General features: G+C 44.3%; 13 protein-coding genes and 1 other annotated feature (1 of these 14 cut by a window edge). Of the genes, 9 read left to right on the forward strand and 4 right to left on the reverse strand.

The window, feature by feature from the left end; translation table 11 throughout:
- Positions 1-118, forward strand: a binding site (T-box leader) (it extends 121 nt beyond the left edge of the window).
- Positions 119-162: 44 nt separating this feature from the next.
- From FNL97_RS04375 to FNL97_RS04385, 3 genes are all read left to right on the forward strand, one after another.
- Entirely contained in the window at positions 163-2805 is a 2643-nt protein-coding gene (locus FNL97_RS04375; protein ID WP_143415107.1) for a valine--tRNA ligase, read from the forward strand.
- 95 nt (positions 2806-2900) lie between these two features.
- A complete protein-coding gene (locus FNL97_RS04380; protein ID WP_143416288.1) occupies positions 2901-4193 on the forward strand; it encodes a bifunctional folylpolyglutamate synthase/dihydrofolate synthase in 1293 nt (430 codons plus the stop codon).
- Between the two features lie 83 nt (positions 4194-4276).
- Entirely contained in the window at positions 4277-7075 is a 2799-nt protein-coding gene (locus FNL97_RS04385) for a VWA domain-containing protein (RefSeq protein ID WP_143415108.1), read from the forward strand.
- Positions 7076-7149: 74 nt separating this feature from the next.
- Here the strand turns inward: FNL97_RS04385 and FNL97_RS04390 are convergent, their stop codons facing one another.
- Genes FNL97_RS04390 through FNL97_RS04400 form a run of 3 tightly spaced genes read right to left on the reverse strand, consistent with a single transcriptional unit; the run spans position 7150 to position 10079 of the window.
- Positions 7150-8859: a hypothetical protein gene (locus tag FNL97_RS04390; RefSeq protein WP_143415109.1), complete on the reverse strand. Its 1710-nt coding sequence runs from the start codon at positions 8857-8859 to the stop codon at positions 7150-7152.
- 13 nt (positions 8860-8872) lie between these two features.
- The gene (locus tag FNL97_RS04395; RefSeq protein WP_143415110.1) at positions 8873-9442 is read right to left on the reverse strand and encodes a PulJ/GspJ family protein; all 570 of its coding nucleotides are present in this window, start codon (positions 9440-9442) and stop codon (positions 8873-8875) included.
- The gene (locus FNL97_RS04400) at positions 9426-10079 is read right to left on the reverse strand and encodes a prepilin-type N-terminal cleavage/methylation domain-containing protein (RefSeq protein ID WP_143415111.1); all 654 of its coding nucleotides are present in this window, start codon (positions 10077-10079) and stop codon (positions 9426-9428) included. The genes FNL97_RS04395 and FNL97_RS04400 overlap by 17 nt, the downstream gene beginning before the upstream one ends.
- 116 nt (positions 10080-10195) lie before the next feature.
- On the opposite strand from FNL97_RS04400, the gene FNL97_RS04405 reads away from it, so the two are divergent.
- The 6 genes from FNL97_RS04405 to FNL97_RS04430 are packed head-to-tail and all read left to right on the forward strand — an operon-like array spanning position 10196 to position 17684.
- A complete protein-coding gene (locus FNL97_RS04405) occupies positions 10196-11566 on the forward strand; it encodes a hypothetical protein (RefSeq protein WP_286173480.1) in 1371 nt (456 codons plus the stop codon).
- A 13-nt stretch (positions 11567-11579) separates the two neighbouring features.
- On the forward strand, positions 11580-12362 hold the full coding sequence (locus FNL97_RS04410) for a PRC-barrel domain-containing protein (protein ID WP_143415113.1): 783 nt from the start codon (positions 11580-11582) through the stop codon (positions 12360-12362).
- Positions 12363-12383: 21 nt separating this feature from the next.
- Positions 12384-13742, forward strand: a complete 1359-nt coding sequence (locus FNL97_RS04415) for a VanW family protein (RefSeq protein WP_143415114.1) — start codon at positions 12384-12386, stop codon at positions 13740-13742.
- Positions 13743-13745: 3 nt separating this feature from the next.
- A complete protein-coding gene (locus FNL97_RS04420) occupies positions 13746-15416 on the forward strand; it encodes a GspE/PulE family protein (RefSeq protein WP_143415115.1) in 1671 nt (556 codons plus the stop codon).
- An 11-nt stretch (positions 15417-15427) separates the two neighbouring features.
- Complete coding sequence (locus tag FNL97_RS04425; protein ID WP_143415116.1) at positions 15428-16486, forward strand: type IV pilus twitching motility protein PilT; 1059 nt, start codon at positions 15428-15430, stop codon at positions 16484-16486.
- On the forward strand, positions 16473-17684 hold the full coding sequence (locus FNL97_RS04430; RefSeq protein ID WP_143415117.1) for a type II secretion system F family protein: 1212 nt from the start codon (positions 16473-16475) through the stop codon (positions 17682-17684). Before FNL97_RS04425 ends, FNL97_RS04430 begins: the two co-directional genes overlap by 14 nt.
- 332 nt (positions 17685-18016) lie before the next feature.
- On the opposite strand, the gene FNL97_RS04435 is transcribed toward FNL97_RS04430, so the two are convergent.
- Entirely contained in the window at positions 18017-19690 is a 1674-nt protein-coding gene (locus FNL97_RS04435) for an IS200/IS605 family accessory protein TnpB-related protein (protein WP_015864666.1), read from the reverse strand.
- Positions 19691-19823: the final 133 nt, after the last annotated feature.

The following is a 19823-nucleotide window of genomic DNA, read 5'->3' on the forward strand; positions in this document are numbered from 1 at the left end:
GTGTTTGCCTAGTAGAGGAAGCCGGTCGCAGACCGTTATCGCAATGAAGTGCTTAAGCAAATTCTTTTTGCTTAAGAAAAAAGGTGGTACCGCGAAAGAGTCTCCTTTCGTCCTTTTTAGGATGAAAGGAGTTTTTTATTGATAAGAAGGAGGGAAAACAGAATGGAACAAAAAGATATTACAATGTCTACGAAATACGACCATAAAGCCGTAGAAGCCAATCGATATCAATGGTGGCTTGACGGAAAATTTTTTGAAGCGACGGGCGATCCTGATAAAAAGCCGTTTACGATTGTCATCCCACCGCCAAACGTAACAGGGAAACTCCATTTAGGACATGCGTGGGATACGACGCTGCAGGATATTATTACACGCATGAAGCGGATGCAAGGCTATGACGTTCTATGGCTTCCGGGAATGGACCATGCCGGAATCGCCACACAGGCAAAAGTAGAAGAAAAGCTTCGCAAGCAAGGACTTTCCCGCTATGATTTAGGACGGGAAAAGTTTCTTGAGGAAACGTGGAAATGGAAAGATGAATACGCGAGCCACATTCGCCAGCAATGGGCGAAATTAGGGCTTGGCCTCGATTATACGCGTGAGCGCTTTACGTTAGATGAAGGTTTATCGAAAGCGGTGCGCGAAGTGTTCGTATCGCTTTACCGAAAAGGGCTTATTTATCGCGGCGAATACATTATTAACTGGGATCCGGTAACAAAAACGGCGTTATCGGATATTGAAGTGATTTATAAAGAAGTAAAAGGCGCGCTTTATCATATGCGTTATCCGCTTGCCGACGGTTCCGGGTATATCGAAGTGGCAACGACCCGTCCGGAAACGATGCTCGGCGATACGGCAGTAGCCGTTCACCCAGATGATGAGCGCTATAAACATCTCATCGGCAAAACGGTCATTTTACCGATTGTCGGCCGCGAAATTCCGATTATTGCTGATGAGTATGTGGATATGGAATTTGGATCGGGTGCGGTGAAAATTACGCCGGCGCATGACCCGAACGACTTTGAAATCGGCAACCGCCACAACTTGCCGCGCATTCTCGTTATGAACGAAGACGGCACGATGAATGAAAACGCGATGCAATATCAAGGATTGGACCGTTTCGAATGCCGCAAGCAAATCGTCAAAGATTTGCAAGAACAAGGAGTGCTATTTAAAATCGAAGAACATGTGCATTCCGTTGGACATAGCGAACGCAGCGGCGCGGTTGTCGAGCCATATCTTTCGACACAATGGTTTGTCAAAATGAAACCACTCGCGGAAGCGGCCATTCAGCTGCAAAAAACGGAAGGAAAAGTACATTTCGTTCCGGAGCGGTTTGAAAAAACGTATTTGCATTGGTTGGAAAACATTCGCGACTGGTGTATTTCCCGTCAATTATGGTGGGGGCATCGCATTCCGGCTTGGTACCATAAAGAAACAGGAGAAATTTATGTCGATCATGAACCTCCGGCTGATATCGAAAACTGGGAACAAGACCCGGATGTGCTGGATACGTGGTTCAGCTCTGCCCTATGGCCGTTTTCAACGATGGGCTGGCCGGATACAGAGGCACCGGATTACAAACGCTATTATCCAACCGATGTGCTTGTCACTGGATATGACATCATTTTCTTCTGGGTATCGCGCATGATTTTCCAAGGTCTTGAATTTACTGGGGAAAGACCGTTTAAAGATGTATTAATCCATGGTCTTGTCCGTGACGCGCAAGGAAGAAAAATGAGCAAATCGCTCGGCAACGGGGTTGACCCGATGGATGTCATCGATCAATACGGCGCCGATTCGCTTCGCTTCTTCTTGGCTACTGGAAGCTCGCCTGGGCAAGATTTGCGCTTTAGTACGGAAAAAGTCGAAGCGACATGGAATTTTGCCAATAAAATTTGGAATGCATCCCGCTTCGCGCTGATGAACATGGGCGGAATGACGTACGACCAGCTTGATTTAAGCGGAGAAAAAACAGTGGCGGACCATTGGATTTTAACGCGTTTAAACGAAACGATTGAAACGGTGACAAAACTTGCCGAAAAATATGAATTCGGTGAGGTCGGCCGCGTGTTGTATAACTTCATTTGGGATGATTTATGCGATTGGTATATTGAAATGGCGAAGCTTCCGCTTTATGGGGATGATGAAGCAGCGAAGAAAACGACTCGTTCTGTATTGGCATATGTGCTTGACAATACAATGCGCCTGCTTCATCCGTTCATGCCGTTCATTACCGAGGAAATTTGGCAGCACCTTCCACATGAAGGAGAGTCAATTACGGTAGCGAAATGGCCGGAAGTTCGTCCAGAGCTTTCCAACCACGAAGCGGCGGAAGAAATGCGTTTGCTTGTGGACATTATCCGCGCGGTTCGCAACATTCGCGCCGAAGTGAACACACCGTTAAGCAAACCAATCAAGCTGCACATTAAAGCAAAAGACGAGCATATTCAAGCGACATTGGAAAAGAACCGCGTGTATTTAGAACGGTTCTGCAATCCGAGCGAACTGTTGATTGCAACTGACATCCCAGCTGCGGAAAAAGCGATGACAGCGGTCGTTACTGGTGCGGAATTAATCTTGCCGCTTGAAGGGCTTATTAACATCGAAGAAGAAATCAAACGGCTCGAAAAAGAACTTGAAAAACTCAACAAAGAAGTCGAGCGCGTGCAGAAGAAGTTAAGCAATGAAGGTTTCCTTACGAAAGCGCCTGCGCACGTGGTGGAAGAAGAACGGAAAAAAGAAAAAGACTACTTAGAAAAACGCGAAGCTGTTCGCGCGCGCCTTGCCGAATTAAAAAAATAGACAATGCATCGCCGCTTCTTTTATCATGAAGACGAATCCAAGCATTTGGATTCGTCTTTTCTCATCATCTTATGCTAGTAAGGGGGAGAAATATGATGATTCGTACATATGAAGAGGCGCTAGAGTGGATTCACGGCCGTTTGCGTTTAGGAATAAAACCAGGGCTAAAACGAATGGAATGGTTGATGGACAAGCTTGGACATCCAGAGCGCCTTGTTAGAGTGATTCACGTTGCTGGAACAAACGGAAAAGGGTCAACGGTAAGCTATTTGCGCCATATTTTACAAGCGGCAGGTTACTCTGTCGGAACGTTCACTTCCCCGTATGTGGAGCAATTTAATGAACGAATAAGCGTAAATGGAAACCCAATTCGTGACAAGGAAATCGTTGAACTCGTGCAAGTAATCCAACCGCTTGCAGAAGAATTGGAAAAAACAGAACTTGGCGCGCCAACGGAATTTGAAGTCATTACGGCGATGATGCTTTATTATTTTGGGAAAAAGAACATTCAAGATATCGTGATTATTGAGGCCGGACTTGGCGGCCGCTTCGATTCGACGAACGTGATTTATCCGATTCTTTCTATCATTACGAATATTGGTTACGATCATATGAACATTTTAGGAGAAACGTTAGAAAAAATCGCTTTTGAAAAAGCGGGCATCATTAAATCAGGCGTTCCGGTGATTACAGCGGTAAACCAGCCAGAAGCATGGACGGTTATTTCAGAAAAAGCGAAGTCGCTCAAAGCGAAAACATATCGATTAGAAGAAGACTTTTTTATTGTTCATCATGAGTCAACAGAGGATGGCGAACATTTTTCAATGGAAACAATATTTTCGCAATATCCCGATTTAAAAATAACGATGTTTGGAGAACATCAAGTGCAAAATGCGGCGCTCGCGGTGATGGCAGCGGAGTATTTGCGGATGTGCTATTCGTTTTTGATTGAAAAAGAGCATATTTATGAGGGAATAGAAAAAGCAAAGTGGATCGGACGATTTGAGCGGGTAAGCAATAAGCCGCTGATTATTATTGACGGCGCTCATAACGCGGCAGGTATTCATAGTCTTGTTAATACGGTACGTTCGCACTATCCAAACAAAGATGTTCATGTGTTATTTGCTGCGTTAGCGGATAAACCGCTTGATCAAATGATTCCACCGCTTGCCGAAATTGCCAAAACGATAACGTTTACTTCGTTCGATTTTCCGCGCGCAGCGTCGCCTGAGCAGCTTGCCGCCTTGTGCAACCATCCGCACAAAGCAACGACGGACGACTGGAAAGGCTGGGTCAAAGAAAAGAAAAAACAAAAACGAAGCGATGACCTTTTCTTGATTACCGGATCGCTTTACTTTATTGCGGAAGTAAGAAAGTTATTGATGTAAATGAAATTTTTGTATATTTCCGCTGAAAAGTCTTGCTATAATGAAAGTAGTAGGACTTTGGTAAGGGATAGGGGGAGAGGAGTGTGGCGGAGAAGAAAAAATTTTTATGGTTGTTGATGGCACTGCTTTTATGTGTCGCCTTTGGAAGCGTTCCTGCTGTAGCGTTTGGGGCGGATAATAGCTCTAGCACCGCTGCGTTGAATTTTACCATCACTTCTTCGCAAACTGAATACGCCAAGCCGCCTAATGCCGATGCCCAAGGGAGATTGGACATAACGTTGACTCCTCAAGGAAGGGTGGATAACATCATTCGCCCGCCGATCGATGTCGTGTTTGTGTTTGACGTGTCAGGGTCGATGACGCCTTTGAAGCTTCAAAGCGCAAAATATGCGCTTCAATCCGCCGTCGATTATTTCAAAGCGAACGCCAACCCGAATGATCGATTTGCCCTTGTTCCGTTTTCCGATACAGTAGTAGTCAATAAAGTAGTTCCTTTTTCTGTGCAGCAAGATGTCAAGGAACAATTAGATCTTATTTCCAGAACAGCGAACAGCCTCACTGCCGACGGAGGAACGAACTATACGCAGGCGCTGCAACAAGCTCAATCATTTTTTAATGACCCAACCCGGAAAAAATATATCATTTTTTTAACGGATGGGATGCCGACGGTGTCGATAGCAAAGGAACCGATTACGTATAAAGTTTGTGAAGGAATATTGTTCTGGAGAACGTGCAAACAAGTCACGGAAGATTTAGACGTACAATATATTTTATATTCCAATGGCATAACGGCAGCCCGAACGATCTATTATCCTGATGAACCAGAAACAAAGACATATTGGGACAGAACAAAATATAGAGAATTTGAAGAAAAAATCCGTTTACATGGAACGAATATTGCCAAAACCCTTGGCATGAACAATATAACTCTCTATTCTATCGGTTTTGGCAATAACCAAGAGGTGGATATGGGCTATTTAGAAAAGTTGTCATCAACAGCAGGCGGGCAGGCGAAGCAAGGAACACCGCAAAACTTAACGGAAATTTTCCAGCAGTTTTCGAAGCTCGCTAATGATCCGGTGTTAAGCGGAACGATAAAAATTCCGCTAACCTCGTTTGGCGAAAACGTGGAAATTGTCGAGACGGATCACGTTTGGCTCGATGATAAGAAAGAAAACGCCTATATCACGCTTTCGATTCCATATAAAGTAGGACAGCCGGCACCACCGTCGTTTACCGTTTCAATTCCGGTGCGTTTTAAAGCAAAAGGGGAGTATACGTTTACTGCGGAATTGGCGTATCGTGATGTATATGGAATAGAACAGGCACCGATTACGAAATCAGTTAAGGTCGTTGTCAAAGATGAGGTGCCGCCATCGTTTGACGGAACGGTGACGCTTGAAGGAATCACAAGGGACGTAGGCGACTTAGTGAAATTCGGCAATGCGGATGGTGATTCGAACCGATTCAAGGCACATTATTCGCTAACTGCCGTTGGCTATGTTGGAAACGCGTCCGGAAACATCAGCAACATTAAATTGATTCAGCCGCTTCCAGACGGGATTACGGTTGTTCCGTCGCCAAACGCGCCAAACGTGACCGTACACACGGAAAACGGTGTTCAGTATGCCGAGATTGCGTTTCCAAATACGGTCATCGACTATAAGCAACTTAATAACAACGAGATTACCGGTGAAATAACGCTTCAAGCAAACTGGGCGATGGAAAACGTGCAGCTGCCGCCAGCTGTCGTTTCGTTCCAAGATAGCAAATATGGCGCGCGGACATCGTCATTAAAGGCCCCTTCCCAACGGATTGGAATGAAAGTCCGCCTGCATGAATCGCCTGATATATATTACGAAGGAGACGAGCGCGGCCTTATTACGAAATGGCAAGCGTCAGCCAAGCTTGGAGAGACGAAACACCCGAGGCTTCCGGTGAAGGCGTTGCAATTCAAGGAAGACGACGTTCTTCTCGTCACATACAATAATGACGAGACGGTAGAGCTATATTTAAAACCGCGTGTGGCAATTGAGACTAAAGACGGTCAGCAAATCCCAAGCGGAGCGACTGTCACAGAACAGCCGATCGTAAAAATCACCGGTTTTGTCGCAGGGGAAGGCGTCACGTACGAATATAAAGTCGAAAATTCCAAGCAAAGTAGCGACTGGACGTCGCTTTCTTCACCGTACGAAATTCCGATTACTTCGGATGGAACATCGACGATATACGTAAAATCGAAAGGCGGATTAACAAAAGGGGACGGCATTACCACTGTATCGCTGACGTACATTAAGCTTATTCGCCAACTAACATTAGGCTATGAACAAACGATGGAAGTTGGCAAAACGCAGACAATTTCGGTAACGATCGAACCAAGCGATGCGACAAACAAAACATTGCAGTGGATTTCAAGCGATCCGGATGTCGCGGAGGTGGAGAACGGAGAAGTAATTGCCAAAAAGCCGGGAACAGTTGAGATTACGGTGCGGGCAATGGACGGAAGCAACGTTTCAGCAACAGCGACGATCAAGGTGCGTAATCCATATGTGCCATTAGAAGCGATCAATCTACCACCAATATATACGATGACAGTTGGAAAAAAAGAGGACATTTCCTCCATCTTGATGTTTATCCCAGATAACGCAACAAACAAAAACCTCCGCTCTGTCATATCGAGCGCTCCAGAATATGTGGAAGTGGAAAAAGAGCAAGGAAGATGGTATATCGTCGCTAAAGAGGTTGGATACTCGACTATTACCGTCACCGCGGAGGAGAAAAAGCAAGACGATCAAGACATTCAAGCTTCAATGACAGTCATCGTTCAGGAAAACACTGCCCCAGGCGGCAGTGACGAAGAAAACAGCAAGAACAAATGGTAAAACAAAAAAGGTGCCTAACCACTCGCTTAAGGCACCTTTTCTTTTTAACGAAGAGCAGCATCCCGCATCTTGTTTTATTTGACGGTTAACTTGTCAACGACAAGAGACAGCTTGTCTACAAACGGCAATCCGTCCACTCGGTCGATAAATACACGTGGTTCATAGCTGACGACAAAGCGTGACTGTTCAATACCGTCATCATCACCTTCTTTTGGCGGAGTGAAGTTAAGGGGATTTCCTGGTTTTAGTTGCTCAACCTGTCCGCGATAGGCGTTGATGACAAGTCCGGAGACGTCAAAGTCCGGCGCTGACGTGTCGCCGCGCGCGAACAAGCCGCCTTGAATATTGATATATGAGCCGACAGCATAGACAGTCGCGCTGCTTTCAGTATAAAAGTATCCTTTTAAGTTCGGCGGTTTCAGAGAAAGATTGTTTTCAAACTCATTGATTCGCGCGATTTCCAACGGCCCTCTCGAAAGAAGCACGACTACTTTATCATCTTTTTTATCTTTTTTATCATCTTTATCATCGGTAATGTTAATATTAGCGTTGTAAATCCATGTGCGCCCAGGAACGTCCGGTGAATTACGCGGCCCAAAGACGTAAACCGTCGAATCGAGCTTAACATCGCCACTGATACTCAAATGGCCAAATACAATAATATTGCCCCTCTTTATTGTTATCGGCTCGTTGATGCCATTTAAAAATAAATCGCCGTCAACAATCAGCCATCTGTCTCGTAAATTAAGCTCTTGCTCTTTGTCATTAGATTCTTCGCCTTCGCCGTCAAGGGAAATTTCCGAAGAGTCTTTAGGTCGAAGAATAATTGATCGATCGGTTGAATCGATTTTTTGTTGCAGTTCCGAAACGCTCTCAAAGTCAACATTGTCAAATTTATTTTCCAGTTTATCGAAAAGTTCGTTGATTCTTTTTTGGATATAATCATTATAATTTTGCTTTTGGTCAAATGTTCCTATTCCCGCTGCATTTAACAACTTATCTTTTACGGTCCATTCGAAATCCACATCAATAAATTCCTCGCGTTCTTTTTGAATGGAAAGATCTTGGGGTTGACGCTCGTCAGAATAATTTTCTTTACTCATTAAAAAACGTTCGCCAACAAACTCATAACAAGGGGCTTTTTCATGATTACAAGAATTATAACTTTCATTGACAAACAATACACTATTTTTGCTTGTTGGGAATGACGTTGGTTCCATGTATTCGTTATTATCGAAGTCGATGTAATTGGCGACATTTGTCATATAAGCGTTTTTTCCGGCGTAAATATTTCCCTCAATATATGCCCCGCCGTTTAAAACAACGTTTTCTCTCGAACCAAGGGCATATTTTAAAAAGCTTGGCGTACTCGTCACAATCACCTGTCTTTCCACCGTTTTGTATGTTTTTTGGCTATCTTTATCTTTGATATCATATGAAATAGTATAAACGCGGGTAAATAATAATTTTTTTTGATAGCTAGCATTGATATAATTGCTTGTCACATCTTCAATTTTCACACCGTAGCGGTTCTGCAACCCTTTGATATCCAGCTTACTATCTAAATCTTTTGTTGACATGTCAAAATCCTCTATCCTTGCTTTCATTTCCGCAATCGTTTCTTCGATCGCTTTTGTCGCTTCGTGAAACGATTCCACATCTTCCACGCGCACTTCTGTAAATCGCGCTTGGTAGATCGCAACAGACATAATAGTTAAGCCAAGAAGGAGAAAAATGGTGATAATCAGCATCGTGACTACTAAACTATGGCCTTTTTCGTTCATTAGCCTCCCTCCTTTAAAAGCCGAATTCCGTTTTTAATGTAAACGGTTTGACATGCAGCAAATCTCCTGGATCATGGTAGCGGTCTTGGACGGTAAGCTTAATGGTAACGACGCCGCTGCGGCAAATCTTTTTTTCTTCTTCTTCTTGTTGGGAGCAGGTGCAGGAAAACTCTGATTCTTCCGCAACAATTTTTAAACGATCCGAATGCAGCCGTTCGCCGTCGACGGCAATCGAGCCATCTTGCAAGGTGATGGTAAGCTTTTGAGTTGGTTCAGGTTTTTCATTAACAAAGCCGAGAGAATCAATATCTTTTCGTTTATCGTTTACAAATACGATTTGTGCATTTGTCGGTTGGTCCATCGCGATTCCGTCCGGCGCAAACTCGTAAAGTTTATTCATAATGGTGGCGACAATATAATCGGCTTCGCTGCGCAGTTGATTTTCAATAAAAATTCGCTTATATGCATTCAATCCGCTGAAAAACACGCCATAAATAGAAACAAGGATAAAAGAAGAAATGGCAATGGCGGCTAACAGTTCGGCAAGAGATAGTCCGTTCTCATTATTAACGTATCGTTTCATCAGCAATCACACCTTCAAGCCATTCCGAATCTTCAACACGATCTCCCCAGCGCACGATCACATAAATTTTGAGCAGATAGTTTTGCAAATCTGTGTTGATATTTTCTGCGCCTTCTCCGTCTTCTTCATCTTCGCGGCGAATCTTCCCGATTAATGATGCGGGGAATTGTTCTGGCGGATTTGCTTTCAGCTCGTCCCACGCTTTTTTGTCATACGGAACAAGGAATATATGAACGCGCGTTTTATAATCAATGTTATTGACGGCAGGTCCCAGAGCCCTTTCGCAGGTTTTTTGGTTAGTTTCTTTGTCGTCTTCGCCGCCGAGCAACGGAAAACCGTCGGCGGAGCAGTCAGAAGCATTCAGATAGACAAAAGACTGATTGTCCGTATTATTTATTTCGTTCTCAACATATTGTTTCAACTCCGTGAAATCAAGGCGCTCCATATAGGCTAATACGCCGCGGGCGATGTTGATGGCGACCGTTTTGTCTTGATTGTATGTCGTATATTGCATGGCGTTTGTGAAAAAGGAAAACATTCCTATTGCGACGATGGACAAAATGGTGATGGATGCTAGCACTTCCAATAAGGTGAAGCCTTTTGAAGAGCGGAGTGATAAAAAATTCTTTTCCTCCATTGGTCATGCCCTTCTTTCCAAATATTTAACTTTATTATACAATAAGTTAGAGCCGAGTTTGCGTTATTTTTAGGAAAATTGTCTTATATAATGGTGTGGGGAAACGGGGTGAAACATTGAAACACGTTATATTTGTGATCATCGCTTTTATCCTTGCCATTCCGATTTTGCTTATTCTTCCTATAGGATTAAGTTGGAGCGGGAAAATCGCAGCACTCATCATTGCCTTGTTTCTTTCTCTCCTTTCCTTAGTAGCAAAGTCCTTCTTTCCGATGTGGCAGCTTGCATTATTACTGGGACTGCTTATGATAGCGATGACCTATTTGCTTCATCGCCAATTTGCCCATGTCTTTTATGCTGCGAAAAAGCTGGATGAAGATGAATGGGAAGAGCCAGACGAACCGGCAGAGAAATCTTTTTCTTCCATTGCTAGCGGAAATGGAGCCGTTTTTCACCAGAAAGAAGCAGTGGGAGCCGAACAAATGCCATTAGAAACAGCACCACAACCGCCAGCGGAAAACAGCGTTTCACAGAAAAACATGGGGGATGGAGAACAGGATGAAATCATTGCAGTGGACGAGCTGCCATTAGAAATCGCTGCTGATGCAGAACGAGAGGAAACAATGGCGGAAAATGAATTTCCTTGGGAAAAGGACACAGAACAAAGCGAAATGATAGAAATGAGAGAGTTGCCGTTGGCAGCAGCGGCAGTGGAACGACAGATTGAAACTATCACGGAAAGCGAGTTTCCGTGGGAAACAATCGAAGATGGCAATGAGAATGAAGCAGCAAAGCTAAATGAATGGCCGGTGGAAATGGAAACAAATGAAGAATGGGGCACGGATCTGCCGGAAATGGAAGAAAACGTAGCCGCTATGCCTAATCATGCACAAGAAACAGCAGCGCGCGATGATGAAAAAGATCTGCCGCATATTTCACTGGAAAAATGGATGATATCAACGGATGACTTAGTGGATGAAGAGAGCGGCGTGGAATGGGATGACCTTCTTGCAGAAATGTCTCAGCCGCCGGTTGTATCAGATGAGGAAGAGGTTCTGCCGGAAGAAACGGATGCAGCGGTGCAACCGCATATAGACGAACTGTTGCAAGAGGAGCAAAGCGCCGGAAGCGGCGAAGAAGTTATGGAGGCGAAAGAAGACAATGCGGACGAAACAGAGCTCGCTTCTGTGATTTCGCCAGTCCATTCGGAAATTTTGCAAACCGTTGTTACCGAGCTTCAGTTAAACCGAAAATATATGAATCCATTACAATATGAACAGCGCATCATTCAATGTTTGCAAACCCCGTTACCCGATTATGATTACTACGTATTCGCGCGTTTGCTAATAGAACATTATTTATTGGAGAAACAATATGACAAACTTTCGCCATTGCTTGCACAGCTGCAAGAAAAATTCCAGTCATATCCTATCATAAAAGAAGAACTTCAATTTCTTGCACACATATTACAGAATTATAAAGAATAGGTGTGGTGAAAAGATGAAAAATAGTGCACAAATTGTTAATCTTCCAATTATTAGTATCTCTGATGGCACACAAATAGGGATTGTAAAAACATTAGTCATTAATCCAGAGAAAGGATCCGTTGATTTTCTTACTGTTGAGCAAGAAGACGTCCAGTTAAGCTTAAAAGCGATTCCGTTTAAAAAAGTGGTCGGCATCGGCGAATTTGCCGTAACGGTAGAAAGTTTCCACGATATTATTGATTTATCGGAAATTCCGATTGCCAACCAGCTTGTCAATAAACAAATCCGCATCAAAAACACGAAAGCGGTGACAAGAAAAGGGCAGCTGCTCGGAGAGGTGACCGAATTTTTTATCGACGAAGAAACGGGAGAAATTATTGGCATTGAACTGCTCGTCGGTGACCGGCAGGCAGTGTTATCATCGGAATTTATATTAACATATGGAAAAGATATTTTAGTCGTCCATGACAATGCCCCGTCTTCTTTGCTTGATGAGGCACATTTGCTCGTTCCGGCAGAAGGGCAGGATGGCGAAGAAACGGCGGAACATGCGGATGAGCAGCATTCCGGCGGCGAAGCAGTCATGGAAGGAGCGGAAAGCGAAGAAGCGCTTTATGCGCTGCGCGAAAAGCAAATCGAGCTTTTAAAAGGGAAACGGGTGACGAAAGATATTGTCGACAAAAACGGAAATACGTTTATTGAAGCTGGCACCATTTTGACAGAAGAACATATTCAGAAAGCGCAGGAAGAAGGGCCAAGCGTGATCGTTGATATATCAATGAACGTAGAGGCATAAGCAAAAGGGGGAAGGTAGGCGGTGAGACAGATTGCTGCGGTAAAGTTGTTTTTCGTCATAGCGGTTTGTACGATTTATTTGATCAGCTTTTCGCAAATTGGCGTTTTAGCCTACGAAACGTTTTTTAAAGAGACAGACCGCCTGCCCGCAGGAACGATGGTTGGGCCTATTTCTGTTGCGAATAAATCCAAACAAGAAGCGCTGGCGGAAATCGCGAAAAAAGTGAATGAATGGAAGGCAGATGCGACGATTCCCGTTGTGTATCAGGAAAAAAAAGGAGAGATTCCTACATCCCTGTTTACGTTCCAAATCGAACAAAGCGCAAGGCAAATAGTGTCAGGGCGGCCGTCCCAGCTTCTTGTCCAATTCGATGTGCAAGAATTTTCTAAAACAATAAAAACACTGCTTCCCCCGCCGCTCGCTTCTTCTATTAATCTCGAAAAATTGCAAAACGATGTCACAAATATTGCGGCTGGTTTGCAAATGCCGTCAGAACCGATTGACCTTGCAGCATATGTTTCCCGTTCCGATGAAACGGTACAGCAAGTGAGCGCGGCGACACTGAAATTGGCGAAAAGGCCAGCGCCATTGCTTGAATGGATTTCTGCCAATCCGGCCGTTGAAATTAAAGGAAAAAGCATCTTTTCGCTTGCGGCATATGTCAAAGAGACAAACGGGCCGCTTTCTTCCGAAGAGATGAGCATGATTGCTTCAGCGATTTACCAAACGATTTTGCCGACGAATTTTACGGTGTTGGAGCGGCATACAAGCCGCGAACTTCCTGATGGGATAACGGTTGGTTATGAAGCGAAAGTAGATGATCGCAATCGTGATTTGCAGTTTTACAATCCGAATACCACTGCTTACACGCTCAAGTTCCGGGTGGAAAACAACCGGTTGCATGTGGCGCTTTTCGGGCTGCCATTTACTTATAAGTATGTAGTGAAAGTTGGGGATATCGAATATTTCAAACCGAAGACCGTTGTGCAATATAGCCCTCTCCTTCGCCCTGGGGAACGCCAATTAAAGCAAAGTGGAAAAAGAGGAATACTCGCCAAAGTGAAGAGGGAAGCGTATAGCGGAAATCATCTTGTGCGTACGGAAACGATTGCCGAAGACTTTTATCCGCCATCGTACAACATTGAACTTCGTGGATTAGAACTTGGGGACAGCAATTCTGATGCAAATGAAACAGAACAGTCAACAGAGGATGAAAAACAAACAGATAATGAAAGTAAAAATGATGAGCAACCGAAAGAAAAGCAAGACGAAAATAACGGGCAATCTGAAGAAAAGCAGCCGGAAAAAGAAAAAGCGCCTTCCACAACAAATGATGCGGACGGCAAACAGAACAATGATGATAATGAAAAGCAGGGATGAACGATGAAGAAAAAACAAGAGCGGAAACGTTTAGGAGATTTATTAGTGGAAGCGGGGCTCATTACGGAGGAACAGCTGGAGGAAGCGTTAAGAGAAAAAGCTCCCGGCCAAAAGCTGGGCGATGTGCTCTTGCAACGTGGATATATTACGGAACAGCAATTAATTGAAGTGCTTGAATTTCAGTTAGGCATCCCGCATGTCAGTTTATATCGCTATCCGATCGATCCAAAGGTGACAAATCTCATTTCAAAAGAATTTGCCAAGCGGCATATGGTGATGCCTTTAAAAATTGAGGGAGAACGCTTGCTTGTGGCAATGGCCGATCCGATGGACTTTTTTGTCATCGATGATTTGCGCCTTTCGACAGGGTTCCATATTGAAACGGCGATTGCCTCGAAAGATGATATTTTGCGCGCCATTAATAAGTATTACGACATGGATGAATCGGTAGAAGATTTTTTGCAAATGGCCCCCGCCGCGGAAACAACGGTGGAAGAGGAACGGGCGATCGAAGAAGATTCCCCGATTGTCCGGCTTGTGAACCAAATTTTGCAGCTCGCCGTTGAACAGCGGGCAAGCGATGTCCACATCGACCCGCAGGAAACGAAAGTGCTTGTCCGTTATCGCATCGACGGTATATTGCGGACAGACCGCGCCCTTCCAAAACATATGCAAAGCATGCTGACCGCGAGAATTAAAATTTTAGCGAATATGGATATTACCGAACACCGCATTCCGCAAGATGGCCGGATTAAGATGAACATCGATTTTCATCCGGTCGATTTGCGCGTTTCTACATTGCCGACCATCTATGGCGAAAAAATCGTGATCCGCATTCTTGATTTAGGGACGGCGCTGAACGATATTCATAAGCTTGGGTTTAACCAGTTAAATTTGCGGCGCTTTATTGAACTTATTGAAAGGCCGAACGGAATCATTCTGATTACCGGGCCGACTGGGGCAGGGAAATCATCGACGCTATATGCGGCGCTGAACCATTTAAACAGTGAAGAAGTCAATATTATTACGATCGAAGACCCTGTCGAATATCAGATTGAAGGAGTCAATCAAATCCAAGTGAATCCGAATATCGGATTGACGTTTGCGCAAGGGCTGCGTTCGATTTTGCGGCAAGACCCAAACATTATTATGGTGGGAGAAATCCGCGACCGCGAAACGGCAGAAGTGGCGATCCGCGCGTCATTAACCGGTCATTTGGTGTTAAGTACTCTTCATACGAACGACGCGTTAAGTACGATCACCCGTTTAATTGACATGGGAATTGAGCCGTTTCTTGTGGCGACCTCTTTAGCCGGCGTCGTTTCCCAGCGGCTCGTCCGCCGCGTCTGCCGCGATTGCCAAGAAGAGCAGGAGCCGACAAAGCGGGAAATCGAGATTTTTGCCCGCCGCGGCATGAAAATTGACAAGCTGATCCGCGGCCGCGGCTGCCCGACATGCAATATGACAGGCTATAAAGGGCGGATTGCCATTCATGAGCTGCTTGTGATGACCGATGAAATGCGCCGCGTCATTTTAAATAAAGAGCCATTTTCGAAATTGCGCGAGCTTGCCATAAAAAACCGCATGATTTTTTTGATTGATGACGGATTGTTAAAAGTGAAACAAGGGTTAACGACGCTGGAAGAGGTATTGAAAGTGGCGATTTTAAGTTAAAGGTGGGGAACATGAAGCAAAGATTGGATGCTCTTTTATGTGCTGCGTTTGAAGTTAAAGCTTCCGACGTTCATTTGACGGTCGGCGTGCCGCCGATTTTTCGCATCAATGGCGAATTAAAAAAATACGGCCAAGACGTTTTGCGGCCGGAAGATACGGAAGGAATGGCAAAAGCGGTCATTCCGTATCATTTATGGCTGCGATTTCAGGAAAAAGGAGAATTAGATTTTTCCTACGGGATTCCCGGCGTTTCCCGCTTCCGCATCAATACGTATAAACAGCGGTCATGTGTGTCGCTGGCGATCCGCATCATTCCGACAAAAATTCCAACGATTGATGAACTGCGCCTTCCTGAAGTATTAAAACAAATTGCGCAAAAACCGCACGGGCTTGTGCTAGTGACAGGCCCGACGGGAAGCGGGAAGTCGACGACGCTTGCCGCGATGATTGACTATATGAACAAAACGATGCGGAAACATATTATTACGCTGGAGGATCCTATCGAATATTTGCACAAGCACGGCAGCTGCATTATTGACCAGCGCGAAGTCGGCTTTGATACGAACAATTTTGCCAACGGTTTGCGCGCGGCGCTTCGTCAAGATCCCGATGTTATTTTAGTCGGGGAAATGCGCGATTTGGAAACGATTCATACCGCCATTACGGCGGCGGAAACGGGGCATCTTGTTCTTGGCACATTACATACATCGAGCGCGCCGGCGACGATCGATCGGATTATTGACGTGTTTCCGCCTGCCCAACAATCGCAAATTCGCATTCAGCTCGCGTCCGTTCTTGTCGCGATTATTTCTCAGCGTCTTTTTCCAACACCGCAAAAAACAAGACGGGTCGCTGCTACGGAAGTTTTAATTAATAATGCGGCAGTCGCCAATTTAATTCGCAACGAAAAAGTCCATCAAATCATTAACGTTATGCAAACAAGCCGCTCCCTTGGCATGCATACGCTGGCGATGAGTATTAAAGAGTTAATGCAAGCCGGGCTGATCCTTCGCGATGCGGCTGAACCTTATCTTGCACAGGAGCGTGGCGATTCGTATGCCTCAGTTTAAATATGAAGGCCGGAATATAAAGGGGAGAAAGCAAACAGGAACGATTGTCAGCGAGTCCAAGCGGGATGCGGTCATGAAATTGCGGCAAAAAGGAATTAAAGTCATCGAAATTGCCGAAGTGCCGCAAACGTTACTCACCAAAGAAATAACATTTGGAAAAGCGGTAAAGCTGCAAGATTTTGTCATTTTTTTGCGCCAGTTCGCGACATTGATAAAGGCGGGGGTCTCGATTGTTGACTCCACCCGCATTTTAGCGGAACAAACCGAAAGCAAGGCGCTGAAAAAAGCGCTGATGGAAGTGGAAGAATCGCTCCGCGCCGGAAATCCGCTATCTGCTGCCGCGGCGAAGCATCCGCGCATCTTTCCGGCGATGTTTGTCAACATGGTCAAAGCCGGGGAAGCAGGCGGGAATATGGATGAAACGCTGGAACGGCTTGCGGACCATTTTGAAAAAATGCACCGCACAAGGCAAAAAATCGTTTCCGCGCTGACTTATCCTATCGCTGTCGCTATTATTGCCGTTGCGGTCGTCATTTTTTTGCTTGTTTCCGTCGTCCCGACATTTGTCGAGATGTTTGCCGACTTTCACGCGGAGCTTCCGGCGATCACCAAATTTGTGCTGCGCGCAAGCGAAGTGATGCAAACATATTGGTGGCTTGTCGCTATCGCGTTGATTGGAACATATGTCTTGTTTGCGTTGGCGAAGAGGGAAAAACGGACGAAATATTACTTGGATTATGCGGCAATGCGCATCCCGTTTTTCGGAAAGCTAATCCAAAAAGCGGCATTGGCGCGCATGACGCGGACATTAAGCTCACTGTTTTCCAGCTCTGTCCCGATTTTGCAGGCGCTGTCCATCACGGAAAATGTCGTCGAAAACGAAGTCATCAGCAAGGTGATAAGGCAGGCGCGCGATTCGCTTGAACGGGGCCAATCGCTTGCTGAACCGCTGAAAAAACATTGGGCGTTTCCGCCGCTTGTGACGCAAATGATTACGATCGGCGAAGAAACGGGATCACTCGATGCGATGCTTTCCAAAGTCGCCGACTTTTACGAAGCGGAAGTGGACGCCGGCGTCGAACGGCTGAAGTCGCTGATCGAACCAATCATGATCGTGCTTTTAGCAGGAGTCGTCGGGACGATTGTCACCTCGATTATCGTGCCGATGTACGATATTTTCAACCATATTCAACATTGAACTACCCCCACTTACCGGCTAATGCCGGTGGAAGTGGGGGATTCTTGTTTCCTCTGGCCATAGTTGCTCAAAGGTTCCAAGACCCCCCTCCGTTCAACGAGAGGAGTAGCCATACAAGATGTCCGAAGTATCCTTTCGGGACGACCAGCTATATGCCTATGAAAGCACATATAGAAGGTACACCATCTTCCATTCGTATGGCATCCAAAGAACGCATTGCAATGCACCCAGCTCCTAGAATCGCCATCTGCTCCGGTGACGAGAGTAAGAGACTGGTACAATGCGTTCTTCTGTTCTAAAACTTCAAGAAATAATGATATTCTAATAGTTTATTACGATAAAGCTTTTATTAATTGACGTTTTTCTTCTTCTAACAACGATGGGTGAAATACATCTATTCCTTGGTGTGGTTGGTTCACATTGAAAAGATGATACAGCGTATGTGTCCGAACAGAAAACTTTTTATCTAAAATAGACCAATGCTTCCAATGATGCGAAGTATTTTTCGGGATATATTTTTTCAGCACCTTTGGAGTTTTTTCTTTATATCCTAATCCTCGACGGCCAATCGTAAATGCAGCTGCTTGGTGGATAGAGATACCGAATTTGCGCATATATTTCAGTTTCCCAGAGACAGAAGTAAAAGCCGGATTCACTTCTATAACAGCAACTCCCATTTTGTCGGCACGGCTTTTGATCGCTTGTATCATTTTTCGATACGCGAACATACTCTTCATTCGATTTGCTTTTTTGTTGCCGTATCGATTCCCTGTTTTGGATAAGGTGGTATCCAACTTTTCCAAAACAATAGGTTTTTTCTTTCGAACCGCAATATCCACTAAAGCAATGGCTTCTGCTTCCATGATTTTTGTAATCTGGCCCGAAGTTTTCCCTTCTATCGAAAACGTTAATTTTCCACTTTCCAAAAAGTTTCCGTCTTTCGAAACATTTGTCCAAGCAATGTGATTGTAATTGCAATCTACTCCGATCACTCCGTCAGAGGTAGAAAAATGAATATATGGATTCGATTCTACATCCACCAAACATTTGATAATATAGTATTCCCCGTGATCTTCGATCGACCAAGAAATCGGTTTACCATACTCTTTTTTGTTTTTACATTGGATTTGATCTGTCACCGCTTTATTTACGCTCTCTTGCCCGTATGGAAACACCACTTCAGGAAAAGTGATTACCTTTCCTGTTACAGAGGTCATATGTAGTTCATTGGTTTCTCGATTATAATGGAATACAAAGTTTCCAGAACCGGCATCTTTCCGGCCGGAGATGATCATTTCTTTATTTCGCGCAGCTAAAAAGAGTTTTCTCCAAGATTCGTGGTCCTTTATAAATTCTTCTTTCGTAAATTGCTGTTTAAACAACTTTTTGCCTCCGAACACGACACTTGGGATATACTCTTTTAATTTCGTTTTCTTTTGTTCTAATCGATACAAACGATGGGTTAAACGGCCAATTTTGGCTTTGGTTCGTTTGATTTCTACATCGAGATAGCAATGTTCAAAAAGATATGTGTTCATCCAAATGAAAGAACGGTCTTTTAATCCTAAAGAAATGATTCCGCTTTTATGCAAAACAAAGTTTGTGTTTTTTGGAAAACGTAAGTTTCCTTTGATACAACTTTCTTTGATTTTGCGTAATTTCGTAAGTTTGGTTCGTTCTGTTTTCAGTTTTTTCTTCACATCTTTTATTTTTTCTTCTGTCTGTTGAACATGTATTTTATTTAATTCCATTAGAGAGGAGAAAAGAGCATTTGCTTCTCGGACGGCACTGTTGGCAAAATAGTCATTCAGTCCGTATTTTTTCTTCACAACGATATGCAGGCTTTCTTCATTTAATTTTCGTCCCCATCGCTTTTCCCGGATCAGTGTTTGAAAGGCGAAACGTTTCGCTTGATGGAATAACTCTAATGCATAAGATGTTTCCGTCACATGAAGAATATCCATTTCGGATTTATACAATCTTCTCGAAAAATAAGCTTTTTTCATCTTTTCTTCACCTCTAACAGAACATAAGTTCGGTATATTTATTTATATTTTATGACAGAAGAAGAACGTTTTTCAACTATTACGATTACTAAAAAACAAAAAATGCCGATTCATCCCCCACCTATGCTCCGCT

The sequence above is a fragment of the Geobacillus sp. E263 genome, assembly GCF_007197795.1.
Taxonomy (GTDB): Bacteria; Bacillota; Bacilli; order Bacillales; family Anoxybacillaceae; genus Parageobacillus_B; species Parageobacillus_B toebii.